This window comes from Kitasatospora sp. NPDC094015, assembly GCF_040304075.1.
Taxonomy (GTDB): Bacteria; Actinomycetota; Actinomycetes; order Streptomycetales; family Streptomycetaceae; genus Kitasatospora.
The window spans coordinates 1-16,007 of the sequence record NZ_JBEOUL010000024.1 but is presented as its reverse complement, the minus strand read 5'-3'; the positions used below and the strand labels follow the sequence as shown (position 1 = coordinate 16,007).

Here is a 16,007-nt window from a genome sequence, read left to right as displayed (position 1 = left end):
GGCGGCGTGGGGCACCGGACCACTCCCGGACTGCGACGATGCCCTCGGGGTATCGCCACCGCCGAAAGGGTCTTGGACACCGCGGTCGCCCCGGCGGTGCACTCGTGAGCATGACCGAAGAAGCAGAGACCCACGGACCGCACCCCGACCCCGCCGTCTCGGTGGTGGGCCCCGACGAGGGCGAGCGGATCGTCCTGGGCACCACGCGCATGCGCATCCTGGAGGACGGCAGCCACACCGGCCACCGCCTCGCGATCGCCGAGTCGATCCTCGCCCCGCACACCCAGGGGCCGCCGCAGCACCGGCACGCCCAGCACGACGAGGGCTTCTACATCCTCGCCGGCACCGTCCGGTTCACGGTCGGGGAGGAGGAGCACGACGCCGCCGCGGGCACGCTCGTGATGGTCGCGCCCGGTGTCCCGCACACCTTCGCCAACCTGACCGACCGGCCGGCCGTCATGCTCAGCACCTTCACCCCCGACCTGTACGTGCAGTACTTCCGCGACCTCCAGGAGGTGCTGGCCGGTGGCCGGCCGCTGACACCGGAGGCCAACGTCGAGGCGATGAGCCGCTACGCGACCGAGCCGGCCGCCGGCCGGGCGTGACGCCGCCGCGCGCCCCTGTCCCGGCTGCCCGGTCCGGCCGTCAGCGCCGGGTCAGCATCGCGTCACCGTCGGGTCAGGGGCGTGCGGCACTCTGAGTGTGCGTCAAGGGGGCCGGATCGTAAGGTCCCCGGTCGGGAGAGGTGCCCGGAGCGGTTCATCGGGTGCCTGGCCAGCAATGGCCGAGCAGGGTCCTTCGGGGCCCGCGCAGGTTCGAATCCTGCCCTCTCCGCCGAGCCCGCTCGCACCCTGCGGTCCGCGTCAGTCCGCTGTCCCGTCGTCACGGAGGCGGCAGAGCAGGGTGAACTCGGCGCCCTGCGGCGCGATGCCTGCGGCGACCGCCTCGTCCAGCAGGCTGCCGTCCACGGCGACGTACTCCTCGGCCTCGCCCGGCTCGTACTCCGCGAGGAGGACCAGCGGCGTCGCGTCGGGAATCCCGGCGAGCGCCTGCCGGAGCCGGCCGACGGTCCAGGCCTCTCCTTCGAAGGAGGGAACTCCGCCTGAGTGCATGTCCGGTCCTTGTCGATCGTGGGGCGAGGTCGTCGGGAAACTGTAGGCGACCCGCCCCCGGCGTGGGCCACGCACTGCCCCCGCCGCCCCGACCGACCACGGGCTTGATCGGCGAACGGTCTCCTGCTGGTCATGTCGTGGTCATGTTGCCGGGCTAGCGTCCCTCGTTGGATACACGCCAAGCACACGGTAGGGGAAGCGGTGAACGTCCGGCTGCTACGCGCGGACCCGGCGAACGGTGCGGACGGGGACCTACGGCTCGGGCCGAAGCCGCCTCAGGTCCGGTCGACAGCACCGCCGTTGCGCCGGGAGGGCGCCGCCGGACCGCCGGTGTTGCGCAGCCGACGGCGGGTCAGGCCAGGTCCACCGCCGGTCGACGGCCGCGCCGCCGCCATGCGGTGCCCGGCTCCCGGCAACGTCCCCCCGGCCGCCGTGCCGGCCGTGCCGCGGACCGATCCGTACCCGCCGGCGAACTCGCACTGACGAAGGAACACCATGAGCAACGACGAGCCGGTGCTGTCCCGGACCGAGGCCGTCGGCCGGGTCGAACCCGCCCGCCCGGTCCGGCTCGCCACGGACGGGGTGATGCCCGCGCAGCCGGTCGAACGGCTGCTCCCGGCCGAGGAGATCACTCCCGCGCTCCGGGTCGGCACGGTCGCCACCGACGGCGTGCCCGCCGAGCCGCTGCAGCAGGCGCGGAGCATGGAGCGGCAGGCCGAGCCGCTGCAGCAGGCCCGGCTGTTCGACCCGGTGCCCGCGGAGCCGGTGCTGTCGCGGACCGAGGGCGTGCCCGCGGAGCCGATGCTGTCCCGGACCGAGGGCGTGCCCGCCGAGCGGATGCGGGACGGGATCGCGGCGCGGTCCGCCGAGGACGGCGTCCCCCTGGAGCCGCTGCGCCGGATGTCGGCCACGACGCCGGCCCAGCAGGCACAGCCCCTCACCGCGACCGACGCGGTCAAGCGCACCGGCACGTCCGCCGGTGGCGGGGGCAGCGCGGGGCAGGGGTTCCAGGTCCACCCGGAGCAGTACCAGGCCGCGGTGTCGCCGATGCTCGCCGCGTCCGAGCAGGTCCGGTCGATCTACACCTCGCTGAGCGCGTTCCTGCCCTCGTTGGAGGCACAGAACCCGTGGGGCAACGACGATTCCGGCAAGAAGTTCGCCGAGGGTGACAAGGGCTACCTGAAGTACAGCAAGGACACGCTGGACGTCATCAAGGGCCTGCCCGACGCCCTGAAGGGCATCGCCGACGGCATGAAGGCGATGGCCGAGGGCTACGAGGGCGCGGACGAGGCGATCGCCGACGCGTTCAACGGCATGGACACCGGCGCGAACCCGATCCCCGAGGCGCCGTCGCTGCCCAGCGCGCCGGTGAACAACCCCGTACACATCCCGGTGACCCCGCGGATCGTCCAGAGCGGAAGGCACTGACCCGATGGCTGTCGAACTCCCCGAGCCCCTCCAGTGGGTGCTGCTGCTGCTCGCGGGTTGCCGCTGGCCGGAGGCGGACGAGGACCAGCTCCGCGACATGGCCGACCACTGCCGCAAGGCGGCCGAGGGCCTCAAGGACGCCGCACAGAGCTCCGACGCCGCGGTCAAGCGGGCACTCGACGGACAACAGGGCGTCGCGGCCGAGGCGTTGAACACGTACTGGGCCAAGTTCGCCACCGGTAAGGGCACCCAGGAGGACCCCGGCTACCTGCCGGGTGCGGTCAATGCGCTCGACGGCATGGGCGACATGCTGGAGCAGATGGCCAACTCCGCCGAGACCGCGAAGATCCAGATCATCGCGCAGCTCGGCATCCTCGCGTTCGAGATAGCCACCGCCGAGGCCGAGGCCCCGTTCACCGCGGGCGCCTCGCTGCTCCAGGTGCCGGTGGCGATCGGGGTCAGCCGGACGGTGGTCTCCACCCTCCTGAAGACCCTGCTCAAGGAAATGATCACGATGGCGGCCAAGCAGGCCGCCCAGATGGCCGCGATCAACCTGCTCGCCCAGGGCATCGAACTCGCCGAGGGCCACCGCAAGAGCATCGACATGAAGGAGGTCGGTCAGAACGCGCTCGGCGGCGCGGTCGGCGGGGCCTCCGCCCACCTGATCGGCAAGGGCATCGGCGCCGCGGGCAAGAAGCTCGGCGCCGAGACCGCTCTGAACTCCACGGCCGGGAAGATGGCCACCGGCGCGGCCGTCGGGGTCGGCGCGGACGTCTCCACCCAGCTCATCACCACCGGCAAGGTCGACAGCGAGTCCCTGCTCGGCTCTGGCCTCTCCGGCGGCGCGGGAGCCGGGCTGCACGCCGGCGCGTCCGCGATCAAGGGCCGCGCCAACGCCCCCAAGGCCGCCGACCTGCCGCACCTGGACGGCGCGGGCGCCGGATCGCGCGGCCTCGGCGAGGACGGCCCGCCGACCTTCTCGAGGTCCGGCACCTCCTCGGGCAGCGCGGCCTACCAGGGCCCGACCGGCGGCTCCGGTGGCGATTCCGCCGCCCGCTCCGGCACCGGCTCCGGCGCGGAGGGCGGCGGGACCTCCGGCGGGGCGGGCACGGGATCGTCCCGGAGCCTGGGCGCGCCCACCGGGACGGACACCGCGGCGGGTTCGCCGTCGAACGCGGCCACCACGTCGGGCTCGGACGGGTCGCGGGTGAACGGGTTGACGCCGTTCGGCTCGGAACGAGCCGGCGAGGCGCCGCCCTCGGCGGGTACGACGGGCGGCAGCAGCCACCCTGCGCCGGCCACCACCCACGAGGCGACGGGCGGCAGTTCGGGCGCCACCGCGCGCTCGTTCGACCCGCCGACGCAGCACCCGGCCGGCAACGAGACCACGGCCGCGCCCAGCCAGGCAACGCGGCAGGAGACCGCGGCCCCGGCCCACAACACGGCGGCGACCCGCCCGGACGCGGCTGCTCCGGTGGTGTCGCACGAGCCCGCGTCCCGTACCGCACCGAGCGCCCAGGAGCCGGTGGCGCAGCAGGTCGGGCCGGAGGCCTCGCCCCGGCAGGAGCAGGCCGTGCACGAGGCGGTGACCCCGCAGGTCCGGCAGGAGCAGGCCGTGCACGAGCCGGTCACCGAGCGGGGTGCGCAGGAGCCGGTGGCGACCCGCCCGGACGCCGCCCCGGTGGCGCAGCAGGTCGGGCAGGAGGCGGCTTCGCAGGTTCGGCAGGAGCACCCCGCGCACGAGGCGGTGGCCCCGCAGGTCCGGCAGGAGCAGGCCGTGCACGAGCCCGTCACCGAGCGGGGTGCGGGCGAGCCGGTAGTACGTCCGGAGCCCCCCACCCAGCAGCAGGTCCGGCAGGACCAGCCGCTCGCGCAGGAACCGGGGGCGACCCGCTCGGACACCGCGGCGGTGGCGTCGCACGAACCGGCCCCCCGGCAGGAGCCGGGCGCGCACCAGCCGACCGAGCCGGTGGCGCAGCAGCACAGCGGACAGGACACGGCCTCCGGCCACGACCGGCCCGCGCCCGAGCCCACCGTCCGGCAGGAGCCGGCCACGCCGCAGCCGACCCCGGCGAGCGGCCACCACGAGAGCGCACCACGGGAGGCCCAGCCCGTCGAGGCCGCCGGGTCCCGGCCGGTGACCCCCGTTCACGAGCAGCCCGCGGCAGCCGGCTCCACCGCCGGGCACGCTGCTCCCACGCCGCACGAGTCCACCGCCGAGTCCACGGTTACGCCCCGGCAGGGTGGCACCGGCGCGGTGCCGAACCTGTCCGGGGTGCTCGGCAGCGCTTCCCACCTGGCCGGGGCCGGGGGCAGTACCAATCTCGACGGCGGTACCCGGATCTCCGGTGGCCAGCCGCACAGTCGGAGCGACGCCGAGCAGGTGCCGCCCGTCCAGGTCACGCCCGAGGCGTCCCCCGCGGCCGCCACCCAGAACCCGGCCGCCACCCTGCCGATGGGCAACGGGTTCGTGCCCGGCCCGGTCGCGGGCAGTGGCACCGGCGGCCACCAGGGCGGCGGCAGCCGGCCCACCTCCACCTCATCGTCCACACCGACCGCGCCCGAGCCGCCACGCACCCGGCCCGGCACGTCCGCCGGCCCCGGCGGCACCATCCGCCCGGGCGCCGGACGCGCCGGCGACACCCACCGGCCGCCGACCACCCCGCCGCCCCCACCGGTCGGCCGGGAGCACGGCGGGCAGACCGGCCCCGTCCGGCGCGCGACGGACCCTTCGCAGGTGCCCCCGCCACCGCCGGCTCCCGGCGACAGCAAGGCCCCGGCCGGGGACGGCACCACGCACCGGAACGACGGCAGCACCGACACGGGTCCGCGCCCCACCCCTCAGGTGGAGAACCGGACCGGGCGGTCGACCACCCCCGAGCAGCACGAGAGCCTCCCGTCGCCGGCCCGTCGGGCCGAGACCGAGGTCGACTTCCCGCCGCCCGGCAAGCGGGTCGCGGTGGCGGAGGACGGCCTGTGCCTGCTCCGCTCGCTGGAGACGAGCGCGCCCGACCTGCTGGGGCCGGGAACGTCGCGGCCCGGCGGGGGAGTCCGGCAGCTGCAGACCGCGGTCGAGGCCCACTTCCGCGACCTGCCCCCGGAGCGCTGGCCGACCGAGATCGTGTCCAACTACCGCGGCCACCTGCTCGCCCGGACCGACCAGAGCACGCGCGAACTGCTCGACCACCTCCCGGCCGACGTCCGGGACGGGTACGCGGGCCTGCCGCGCGCCCAGCTGCGGGAGATCGTCGGCGAGCACCTCACCCAGAACGCCCCGCCGCCCTCCGCCCGCGAACGGGAGGCGCTGCTCCGGACCGTCCGCGACTGGGAGAACCGCTGGCCGACCAACGAGGGCGAGATGCTGCCGGCAGCGGCCGCCCACGCGCTGGGCCTGCGGCTGCGGGTGGTCGGCCACGACCAGACCCCGCTGGCCGTGTTCGGGCCGCCGGACGGGCGCCCGGTGACGGTGTACCACCAGCGCAACCACTACGACGGCAGCGAGCCGGTGGCGTCCCCGGCGGCGGAGATGCACCCTCCGGCCGCCACTCAGGAGGGCACCAGGCCTCCCGTCCCGCCGAAGGCGGAGGAGAAGCCTGCGGCGGTCAAGGACCCTGCCTCGAACGACCCGAGGCCTCCCGTCCCGCCGAAGGACTCTGCCTCGAACGACTCGAAGCCCCCCGTGCCGCCGAAGGACCCTGCGCCGAACGACTCGAAGCCGCCCGTCCCGCCGAAGGACGACGAGAAGCCCGAGCCCGAGCCGTCGCACCCGCCGGCCGACGCGGAATCGCACACCCCCGCCGAGACCAAGCCGGAAACCCCTGCCGAGGCCGAGCCGCAGCCGCACCCGCCCGTGGACCCCGAGCCTCGACCCGAACCCCGACCCGAGTCGTCGCACCACGACGCCGGCCCCCGGCCGATCGCGGGCAGTGACCTGGTCGTCGGGCTGACCAGCAACGAGGCGGCCGTCCGGGACAAGGTCGTCGCCGTCCTCGAACGGGCCGTGCCGGGGGACCGGGCCGCAGCCCGCGCCTTCGCCGAGGCGTACTTCGGCCCGGCGACACTGCGCCCGATGCTCAGCGCGCTCTCCCGAGGCGAGGTCTGGACCGCGCCCTTCGAGGGCAACGGCTGGAGCGGCGCCGTCAAGCTGCGCGGCGAGGTCACGGAGTCGACGCACCTGCGCACCGAGAAGATCGAGTTCGAGAACGGCGCCGACCGGACGGTGGCGCTGGGGACCAGCCGCGACTCCCAGTGGCAGTACAACATCGGCGTCCAGGCCCGGCAGGGGCGCGGCATCGCGGAGCCGGCGGAGCTCGCCGGCTACTTCCACGACCGCGGCCAGGGCGAGGTCAACCTCGACCTCGGCGGCATGGTGGCCCGGTCGAAGACCGCCGAGCCCGCCGACGTGTTCGGCTCCACGATGCGGCTGGAGCTCGACTTCGACGGCCTGCGCCACGACGGCGTCCCGGTGCGCACCGGCGCCGGTGGGCACACCGAGGCGGTGGACCTCGGCCTGACCGTCGCGGTCCCGTCGCGACCCGCTGACGGGTCGGTCGGCGAGCTGCGGACGCCCCCGCAGCGCCTGCTGGACGGCCGGGTGGGCGGCCAGGAGATCGTGCTCGACCTGTCGCCGCACGGCGGGACCGAGGGCAACCGGCCGGTGGAGGCGCTGCTCGACCAGGTGGACCGGGCGGCCCGGCAGGAGTTCGGCAAGGACTGGCCCGCGCTGCGCGACAAGGTCCTCGCCGAGGTCGACTTCGCCCGGCTCCAGCGGGACCTGAAGAGCATGACGGCCGGCGAACCGGTCACGGTCGCGCTCACCGATCGGCGCGGACGGACGCTCGGCACGGTCGAGATCAGCGCGCGGGTCGGCGACCTCCACCAGACCGGGACCACCAAGGAGACCGAGTTCAACATCGGCACCACCGTCCAGCAGGTGCGCAGCACCGCGACCACCCGCGGGAACGCCGGGCAGTTCGGGCTGGCGACCGCCCTGAAGCCGGGATCCGCACTTCTGGGTGTCGGCGGCGCCGGACGGCTCGGCCGGGACCGGATCGAGATTGCGGGCGACAGCCGGGTCGCCCAGTTGACCAGCAAGTCCAAGGTGCCCGGCGTCCGGTACGAGGGGCCCGTGCACTTCGAGATGTCGTTCAACGGGAAGGCCGACACGCACGAGGCCGGCACCGCGGACGTCCGTCTGCTGGTCGACCGCGCGGACACCACGACCCCCGAGCCGGCCAAGCCGGAGCCCACCGAGCACGACGCCACCGCGCCCGAGGCCCAGAAGTCCCACGCCCCCGAGACCGGCAAGGTCGACGAAACCGGCAAGACGCCCGAGACCGGCAGGACCGACGAGACCGGCAGGACCGACGACAAGAGCGCCGTGCCGCCGACCCACGAGGTCACCAGCCCGCCCGACTCGGTCTGGCACGGCGGCGACGACCGCGGCGGCCTCGGCGAGACCGTCGTGGTGCGCGACCTGGAGAGCACCGCCGCGCTGCGGGCGGCCGTGGACGCCAAGGGTCGCGAGCGCTTCGGCAACGACTGGGACGGCATCCGGGACCAGGTCCTGCGCGGGTTCAGCCAGCCGAACCTGGCGGCCAAGCTGACCGGGATGACCCGCGGCGAGGCGCTCGAGGTGAAGATCCCCGGCAAGGAGAGCCTGGTGGTCACCGCGACCGCCCGGGTCGAGTCGATGACCTACCGCCGCGAGGACGGCAAGGCCGAGCTCAACACGGTCAACGAGACGAGCGCGTTCAGCGTGGACCGCCAACTGCTCGCCCGCACCGTCGCCGGCAACGGTCAGCTCGGCGGCTCCGTCGCCAAGGGCGCGCCCGGCGCCGACCTGCTCGCCACCGGGTCCGGCCAGCAGCGCGAGCGCGCCGGTGGCCAGGGCCGTCAGGCCGACCGGGTGTACGCCAACGGCAAGTACAGCGCACCGCAGGTCATCTACGGCGCCGAGCTGGCCGTGGACGTGCACTTCGGCCGGCCCGGGGAGAAGCCCGCCGCCGGCTCCGAGGTGGCGGCGCCGCTGCGCATCGAGGTGGGCATGGACGCCCGGGACACCGTCAAGGTCGAGGTGCCCCGCGGCGAGGACGGCGCGATCGCCTTCAAGCGGCCGACCGAGCCCGCCGAGGGCGGCAGGCCCGCCGACGGCACCGAGCCCGCCCGCGACGAGCGGCCCGCCGGGGAGGGCCGCGACGCCGTGGAGCTCGACCGGTTCGGTCCTCCCGGCCGCGACGCGGTCGAGCTTCCCCGCCCGGAGGCGACCCACACCGCGCCGCGCCGGATGCGCGAGCAGCACGAGCTGAACGCCTCGTACGTGGTGCACAGCCTGGGCGGCGCCGACAAGGTGCGCTCCGTGGTGGAGGACGCGGTCCGGTCCAAGTACGGCGAGCCGTCGGAGGAGGTGAAGCAGCGGATCGGCGCCACCTTCGACCGGGTCGCGCTCAAGACGCAGCTGTCCCAGCTCACCCGGGGCGGGAAGATCACCGAGACCGTCTCCGGCACGACCTGGAAGGCCGAGGTCACCGTCACGGCCAGGCTCGAGGAGGCCACCTACCACTCCACCGCGGACAAGTACGAGTTCGAGTCCGGCACCCGCACCTCGCGCGGCCAGGGCAACGTGCGCGACGTCCGCAACCGGCTGGACGGCGGCGGCCAGCTCAGGATGAAGGCGCCGTTCGTGGACGTCGCGGGCGGCTACACCTACCGCGCGGACCGCACCTACGGGCAGGGCGCGGAGACCGTCGGCTCGACCTCCAACCGGGGCAAGCACGTCGAGCCGGCCGTGTTCTTCGACGTCAACGCGGCCTACGACGTCAAGGTCACCTTCAAGCGGCTGAACGTGGCGGACGGCTCGCACACCCAGCAGGTCGACACCGTGGCGCGGGTGGCCGTCCCGATGCGCGACGCCGACCCGATGTCCGGGCCGGTCGAGCGGACCACGGAGAAGCAGCCGAAGGGCTTCGTGGAGGGGCGGCGGCTGGACTCCTCGGCGATCGTCACCGACGTCCATGCGCTGCCGGGCACGGCCCACGGAGCGGCGCCCGGCACGGCGCCCGGAACGGCACACGGGAGCGCGCACGGCGCGGCCGGCCCGGCGGCGGGCCCCCGGCGGACCCTGGGCGAGTCGATCCTCTCCCAGGTTGAGTCCGGTTGGAAGCCCGGCAGCCGGCGCCCCGGCACCGGAACACCGGACGGGCGGCCCCCGCTGGAGCGCAATCCGTTCGGCAGCGACTGGGAGGGCATCCGCAGCAAGCTGGACGAGGAGCTCACCCCCGACCGGCTCCAGTCCAGGCTGAAGGGCATGACGGCCCGGGACGAGATCGTGGTGCGGCACGGGCGCACCACCGTCCGGGTCGGCGCGGTGCTGCGGGACCGGATGGAGCACCTGGGCGACTCCGGCACCACCGAGTTCAATACCGGCACCGACGTCCAGCGCTCGTTCGCGGACGCCTCCGGCACCGGCCACGGCCACCAGGGCATCCTCGGCGCGACCGCCGCCGTCCCGGTGCCGGGCGCGCCCGTCTCGGTGACCGCGGGTGTGACCGGGACCGGGGGCGGGGGCAAGGACCACGCCGACGTGCGGAACAGCAGCACCGCGGCCGGCTCGGCGACCAAGGCCAAGCTGCCCGGCAGTGCCTACCGCGGCGAGGCGGAACTCCAGTTCACGATCACCCGCCGGCCGTGGGTGGGCGCCTCCGTCCACCAGCGGCGCACCGCGGCGATCGGGTTCGAGACCATCGTGGAATCGGGCGAGACCCTGCCGGTCCCCCCGAAGCCCTCCGAGGGCGCGCCGGCCGCCGAACGGCCGCCGCGGACGCTCCCGGTCGGGGCGCCCGAGCAGGTCGGCGTCCGGATCCCCCCGGAGCGGGTCTGGGAGACCGGGCTGCGCGACACCGACGTGCTGCGCTGGCTCGGCGACGTCGGCGGTGTCCAGGACCTGGTGCGGCTGCGCGGTCCGGAGTTCTTCGGCCGGTCGAGCTGGCAGGACATGGAGCCCGTGGTCGGGACCGTCACCTCGCACAGCCACCTCTCGGCGCTGTTCGGCACCGCGAGCCAGGGCGCCGGGGTGGCGGCGACCGTCCCCACCAAGCGGATCACGCTCGGCGGCGGCAAGGGCGTGGAGGTGGGGGTCAAGATCGTCTCGCTCGAGCACCGGGACACCGACACCGCCGTCGAACTGAGCCCGGCCAACGCCACCTCCTCCGGCACCGCCCGGTCCGACCTGTCGGCGAAGAACGCCGGCGCGCAGGGCCAGGTCGGCGCCAAGATCACCGGGGACGTCACCAACAGCCCGGCGATCACCGGCGGGGCGCAGCGGCTGTGGCGCGAGGGCGGCACCCACAGCGACTCCGGGCAGACCGTCTCCAACGGCAAGTTCGCCGCCCCGATGGCCCGTTACGCCGGTGCCGCCGAGGTGGAGGTGACGTTCTTCGACGGGAACCGCAATCCGGTCAAGGAGAAGGGCGTCGTGCCCTTCACGGTCGACATCCCGCTGTCGGAGACCACCGCGACGGACCTGCCGGGCGACCACTACCTCGCCTTCACCGAGGACCACCACGGCGGCGAGCTCCGGTCCGGCGAGGGGGTCCGGCTCCTCGACGACGTGCACCGGGCGACGGGCGGGGGCGACCGGCCGTTCGACCACGCCACCGCCACGCCCGCCGAACGCGAGCAGCTGATGGGCACCGCCCGCGTCGGGCGGGCGGCCTTCGGCGGGGAGTTCACCGCCGGCACCGAGGCCGGCGCCGCCCACATCCGGGCGACCCACCGGCTGGTCGAGCTCGCCGGCGGATCCTCGGCCGCCACCTCCGCCCTGCTGGGCGACCTGCTCGGCAGGCCGGACGGCACGGCGCTCAAGGGCGAGGAGGTGCGCAAGGTGATCGACTACGTGGAGCGGAAATCCGCCGACGGCCCGGTCGTCCTCGACGACCTCGCCGCCGGGGCGAAGGACGACTGGCCCGCGTACGAGCCGTACGACGTCCACCGCGAGCAGTGGACCGACCACGGCCCGGCCAACGAGCTCGTCACCGCCGCGATGGCGTCGGCCGCGGCCGCGGCGCGCCCGCTGCTCCAGCAGGGGCTGCCGGAGGTCGGGACGCTCCACCTCACCGTCTCGGGGGAGGGCGCGGACCTGCCGCTGCGCCGGGAGTTCGAGGTGAAGGGCGACCCTGAGGAGCAGATCCGGACGATCGAGCAGGCCACCTACCTCAAGCCGGGGACCCGGCCGAGCGAGGTGAGCGTCCGGCTGGCCGGTGCACCCGAGAGCGGTCACGACTGGGACTTCCGGGTCACCGCCCGCCCCGAGGGCAGCCGCGAACTGACGGTCCGGCACCGACGGCCGACGGAGGAGCAGCAGCCGGACGAGCAGGTCCGGACGGCCGCCGCGGCGAGCGTCGCGGCGGCGAGCGCGTTCGCCGCGGGGCGGGCCCCGGCGCCTGCGGAGCCCGCCGCGCCCGCGGTACCGGCGTGAGCCCCCTCGCGGGGGAGGCCCCGGTCCCGTCGGCCGGGGGCCGGTGACCTTCGCCGGGTGGTTCCGGGCGCCCGGTGGGCGTCCGCGGACCACCCGGCAAACATCTGTGCTTACGATGGGGGGTGACTTCGAAGCAACCGACCGAGCGAATCCGCAAGAGCCCCGAGCAGGTCCGTGCGGCCGTCCACCAGGCGGTCCTCGACCTGCTGGCCGCCCCCGACGGCGCGGAGCCCACCATCCCCGCGATCGCGCAGCGCGCCGGGGTCAACCACACCAGCATCTACCGGCGTTGGGGCAGCCGGGAGGCGCTCCTCGCGGACGTGGTCACCACCCGCCTGGAGCGGAGTTCGCCGCTGGTGGACACCGGCAGCCTGCGCGGCGACCTCACCGCCTGGGCCCAGGCCAGCGTGGACAGCATCCGCACGTCCGAGGGCCGCGTCCTGATCCGGGCCGTGGCGCTGTCCATGCCGAGCACCGCCGACACGCAGGCCGAGCGCGCCGAGCACTTCATGCGCCGGATGCGCTCGATCGAGAGCATCCGCGAACGCGCCGTCGCCCGCGGGGAGGACCCGCCGTCCCTGGAGGACATCCTCGACCAGCTGATCGCGCCGTTCTACGTCCGGGTGATCTTCGGCATCGACCCGCCGGCCGCCGGCTACCCGGAACTCCTCGTCTCCCGGCTGCTCGGTGCGCCGACCGCCCTGGACGCCGGGACCACCCCGGGCGCCGCCTGATCGTCGTACCCCGCAGGGCCGCCGCGAGGACTCAGTGGCCCGCGGCGGTGAGCGATCGGACCTCGTCGGCATAGAGCTCGGCGGGGTCGAACGCCATGCCGGTGAAGTGCCCGGCCAGTTCGAGCGAGAGCACGCCGTGCAGGCGGGTCCAGAACGCCAGGGCCAGGCGGAGCTCCGGTGACGGTGGCCGGGTCGGATCCTCCCCGGCCCGGTCGCCGTGCCAGGCCGGGCCGTCCCCTGCGCCGTCACCGTGCCAGCCGACCGGACCGCGCGGCCCGGCGGCGGCGCACGCCTCCAGCAGGTGGCCCAGGATCTCGGTGGTGATCCGCGTGGTGTCGTCGGGCGCCTCGTAGCCGGGCACGGGGGTGCCGTAGACGAGGAAGTACCGCTGGGGGTCGTCCAGGGCCCACCGGCGGAGCGCCTGTGCCAGGCCGTCGAGGTCGGTGCCGGCGGCGGTGCGGGCGGCGAAGGTGTCCGCCAGGCTGCGGTAGGCGTCCTTGACGAGCTCGGTGATCAGCTCGTCGCGGTTGGTGAAGTACCGGTAGAGGGCGGGCCCGCTCATGCCCATCTGCTTGGCGATGGCGTTGAGCGAGAGCGCGGAGGCCCCGGCCGTGGCGATCTGCCCCCAGGCGTGCTGCTTGATCTCCTCCTGCACCTGCGCCCGGTAGCGCTCGCGCGGTGTCCTCGTACCCGGCTCGCCCATGGTCCGTCTCCCTCTCCACCGTCCACCCGAAGCTTCGGTTAGAGGCTATCACTGTCGCTCTTGACACTCACGATCCGAGGGAGTTATAACTTCTAACGAACGCGAAAACATCTACGGAGGGAGAGGTGGCCATGACCACCGAACGTCGCATCGAGGTCGTCCTGCCGGGCATCGTGGCGCCGGAGGGCCTGGAGATCCGCGAGAGCGCCGTGCCGCAGCCGGCCCGCGGGCAGATCGTGGTCGCCATGGAGGCGACCGGCGTCTCGTTCGCCGAGCAGCAGATGCGCCGCGGCCGGTACTACGACCAGCCGCCGTTCCCGTTCGTGCCGGGCTACGACCTGGTGGGCCGGGTGCTGGCCACCGGCGAGGGCGTCGACCCGGGCCTGGTCGGCGTCCGGGTGGCGGCGCTGGTCAAGACCGGCGGCTGGGCCAGCCACGTGCTGCTCGACGCCGCCGACGCAGTCCCGGTTCCGGACGGCCTCACGGCGGCGGAGGCCGAGACCGTCGTGGTCAACGGCATCACCGCCTGGCAGATGCTGCACCGCACGGCCCGGGTGCGCGCCGGGCAGACCGTCCTGGTGCACGGGGCCGGCGGCGGCGTCGGCTCGGTGCTGGTCCAGCTCGCCCGCCTGGCGGGCGTGCAGGTGATCGGTACGGCCTCGGCCCGGCACCACGACGCGCTGCGGGCCCTGGGCGTCCGGCCGGTCGACTACCGCGCCGGCGACGTGCCCGCCCAGGTCCGCGAGCTGGCCCCCGGCGGGGTGGACGCCGTCTTCGACCACGTCGGCGGCCGGAGCGTCGTCGACTCCTGGCGGTTGCTCGCCCCCGGCGGCACGCTCGTCTCCTACGGCAGCGCCTCCACCCGCGACGACTCCGGCTCCAAGCAGTGGCCCGTCCTGAAGATCCTCGCCCGTACCTGGCTCTGGACCGCCCTGCCCAACGGGCGCCGCGCCCACTTCTACAACATCTGGGCGGGCCGGTCGCTGAGCAGCGACCGGTTCCGGGCCCGCCTGCGCGCCGACCTGACCGAGGTCTTCGGCGCCGTCCGCCGCGGCGAGGTCACCGCCCGCATCGCGGTCCAACTGCCGCTCACCGAAGCCGCCGAGGCACTGCGCCTGGCCGAGTCGGGCACCGTCTCCGGCAAGGTCGTCCTGACCGCCTGACGGGTCCGCCCCGTCCTCCCGCCGGCCCCCACCGCCCGTCCGAAACCCGCACCCGAAGGAGCCCCACCATGAACTCCGCCACGAACCCCACCGCGCGCCGCGCCACGCGCCGCACCCTGACCGCCGCACTGCTCGGCGCCACGGCGCTGTGCGCCGTCCTCGGCACCACCGCGGCGGCCGCGCAGCCCGCCGAGCGGCCTGCCGGCCCGTGCCTGCCGAAGGTCGTCACCGCGTGGGCGGGCGCCTGGAACGGTACCGACCCCCAGGCGCTCGGCGCCCTGTTCACCGCGGACAGCACCTACACCGACCAGGGGCTGGGCGTCACCTTCCACGGCCGGCAGGAGATCGCGGGTTGGAAGGCCCGCACCGACAGCCTGATCGAGAACGTCCACGTCACCGTGGAGGCCGTCCACCAGGACGGCTCCCACCTCACCGTCGAAGCGCTCTACGCCGGCCATCTCAAGGGCGCGCCGGAGCCGTTCGCCGTGCCGATGGCCACCCTCCTCGACCTAGGCGAGCACCACCTGATCGCCGCCGACCAGGACTACTACAGCCTCACCTCCGTCCTCGCCCAGTCCGGCCTGCCCGCCGACTGGACGCCGCCCACCCACTGACGGTGTGGCGGCGTGCAAGCTGTCGCCGTCAGCCGGCCTCCGGGGTGTCGGGGGTGCCGAGCAGTCGCGACACGAGGAGCTCCGGGTAGCCGGTGTCCGGAGGTTCGATGCCGAAGGCCGCCCGTACGTGGAACGGCGCGACGATCTGGTCGAGGATGTCCTCCAGCGACGGTGGGTGCTCACCGCGGGCGGTGGCGCGTTCGCGGATGCTCTCGATCGAGCGCATCCGGCGCCCGAAGTGCCGAGCACGCTCGGTCCAGGTGTCGGCGCCGCTCGGCATGGACAGTGCCACGGCCCGGACCAGGACGCGGCCCTCGGGTCTACGGATGCCGTCGACCCCGGCCCGCGCCCAGGCGGTGAGGTCGCCGCGCAGGCTGCCGGTGTCGCTCAGGGGTGCGGTTCGCTCCAGGTGGGTGGTGACCACGTCGGCGAGGAGCGCCTCCCGGCTGCCCCAACGCCGGTAGATGCTGGTGTGGTTGACGCCTGCTCTCTGGGCGATCGCGGGGATGGTGGGTTCCGCGCCGTCGGGGGCGGCCATCAGGTCGAGGACCGCCTGATGGACGGCCGTGCGGACCTGCTCGGGGCTCTTGCGGACACGTTCGGTCCGTGGGGTCGGGTTCATTCCACCATCGTAAGCACAGATGTTTGCTTATTGGGGTTCGGTGGGTCTACAGTCTTCCTCGCAAGCACAGATCAGTGCTTACCGTGTCTGAGGAGAGTACCGCGATGAAGCCGCTGCTGTTCCCGAACAACATCCAGTTCTGGTACGAGACCCTGC

General features: G+C 74.5%; 9 protein-coding genes and 1 pseudogene. 7 read left to right on the top strand and 3 right to left on the bottom strand.

The window, feature by feature from the left end:
• Nucleotides 1-110 precede the first annotated feature (110 nt).
• Nucleotides 111-605: a cupin domain-containing protein gene (locus tag ABT014_RS24930; RefSeq protein WP_350641341.1), complete on the top strand. Its 495-nt coding sequence runs from the start codon at nucleotides 111-113 to the stop codon at nucleotides 603-605.
• A 134-nt stretch (nucleotides 606-739) separates the two neighbouring features.
• Nucleotides 740-834 (top strand): annotated as a pseudogene (locus tag ABT014_RS24925).
• Nucleotides 835-863: 29 nt separating this feature from the next.
• On the opposite strand, the gene ABT014_RS24920 reads toward ABT014_RS24925, so the two are convergent.
• Nucleotides 864-1,112, bottom strand: a complete 249-nt coding sequence (locus tag ABT014_RS24920) for a DUF6225 family protein (RefSeq protein ID WP_350641340.1) — start codon at nucleotides 1,110-1,112, stop codon at nucleotides 864-866.
• A 495-nt stretch (nucleotides 1,113-1,607) separates the two neighbouring features.
• Between ABT014_RS24920 and ABT014_RS24915 the strand changes: the two genes are divergently transcribed.
• The 3 genes from ABT014_RS24915 to ABT014_RS24905 all read left to right on the top strand — a co-directional run bounded on the left by ABT014_RS24915 (nucleotide 1,608) and on the right by ABT014_RS24905 (nucleotide 12,749).
• Complete coding sequence (locus tag ABT014_RS24915) at nucleotides 1,608-2,540, top strand: WXG100 family type VII secretion target (RefSeq protein ID WP_350641339.1); 933 nt, start codon at nucleotides 1,608-1,610, stop codon at nucleotides 2,538-2,540.
• A gap of 4 nt (nucleotides 2,541-2,544) precedes the next feature.
• Nucleotides 2,545-12,015 (top strand): WXG100-like domain-containing protein, encoded by a 9,471-nt coding sequence (locus tag ABT014_RS24910; RefSeq protein WP_350641338.1) that lies wholly within the window; start codon nucleotides 2,545-2,547, stop codon nucleotides 12,013-12,015.
• Nucleotides 12,016-12,137: 122 nt separating this feature from the next.
• The gene (locus ABT014_RS24905; protein WP_350641337.1) at nucleotides 12,138-12,749 is read left to right on the top strand and encodes a TetR/AcrR family transcriptional regulator; all 612 of its coding nucleotides are present in this window, start codon (nucleotides 12,138-12,140) and stop codon (nucleotides 12,747-12,749) included.
• Between the two features lie 31 nt (nucleotides 12,750-12,780).
• On the opposite strand, the gene ABT014_RS24900 is transcribed toward ABT014_RS24905, so the two are convergent.
• Entirely contained in the window at nucleotides 12,781-13,452 is a 672-nt protein-coding gene (locus ABT014_RS24900) for a TetR/AcrR family transcriptional regulator (RefSeq protein ID WP_350641336.1), read from the bottom strand.
• Nucleotides 13,453-13,583: 131 nt separating this feature from the next.
• On the opposite strand from ABT014_RS24900, the gene ABT014_RS24895 reads away from it, so the two are divergent.
• Both ABT014_RS24895 and ABT014_RS24890 read left to right on the top strand, forming a co-directional pair.
• Nucleotides 13,584-14,615, top strand: a complete 1,032-nt coding sequence (locus ABT014_RS24895; RefSeq protein ID WP_350641335.1) for a medium chain dehydrogenase/reductase family protein — start codon at nucleotides 13,584-13,586, stop codon at nucleotides 14,613-14,615.
• Nucleotides 14,616-14,683: 68 nt separating this feature from the next.
• Nucleotides 14,684-15,229 (top strand): nuclear transport factor 2 family protein, encoded by a 546-nt coding sequence (locus ABT014_RS24890; RefSeq protein ID WP_350641334.1) that lies wholly within the window; start codon nucleotides 14,684-14,686, stop codon nucleotides 15,227-15,229.
• A gap of 28 nt (nucleotides 15,230-15,257) precedes the next feature.
• On the opposite strand, the gene ABT014_RS24885 is transcribed toward ABT014_RS24890, so the two are convergent.
• Nucleotides 15,258-15,851 carry a TetR/AcrR family transcriptional regulator gene (locus ABT014_RS24885; protein ID WP_350641333.1) on the bottom strand — a complete coding sequence of 198 codons (594 nt, stop codon included), beginning with the start codon at nucleotides 15,849-15,851 and terminating at the stop codon, nucleotides 15,258-15,260.
• Nucleotides 15,852-16,007 lie beyond the last annotated feature (156 nt).

Excerpts from the sequence above, each read along its gene's own strand:
- ABT014_RS24930 (WP_350641341.1), top strand. The coding sequence starts at position 111 with ATGACCGAAGAAGCAGAGACCCACGGACCGCACCCCGACCCCGCCGTC.
- ABT014_RS24920 (WP_350641340.1), bottom strand. The coding sequence starts at position 1,112 with ATGCACTCAGGCGGAGTTCCCTCCTTCGAAGGAGAGGCCTGGACCGTC.
- ABT014_RS24915 (WP_350641339.1), top strand. The coding sequence starts at position 1,608 with ATGAGCAACGACGAGCCGGTGCTGTCCCGGACCGAGGCCGTCGGCCGG.
- ABT014_RS24910 (WP_350641338.1), top strand. The coding sequence starts at position 2,545 with ATGGCTGTCGAACTCCCCGAGCCCCTCCAGTGGGTGCTGCTGCTGCTC.
- ABT014_RS24900 (WP_350641336.1), bottom strand. The coding sequence starts at position 13,452 with ATGGGCGAGCCGGGTACGAGGACACCGCGCGAGCGCTACCGGGCGCAG.
- ABT014_RS24895 (WP_350641335.1), top strand. The coding sequence starts at position 13,584 with ATGACCACCGAACGTCGCATCGAGGTCGTCCTGCCGGGCATCGTGGCG.
- ABT014_RS24890 (WP_350641334.1), top strand. The coding sequence starts at position 14,684 with ATGAACTCCGCCACGAACCCCACCGCGCGCCGCGCCACGCGCCGCACC.
- ABT014_RS24885 (WP_350641333.1), bottom strand. The coding sequence starts at position 15,851 with ATGAACCCGACCCCACGGACCGAACGTGTCCGCAAGAGCCCCGAGCAG.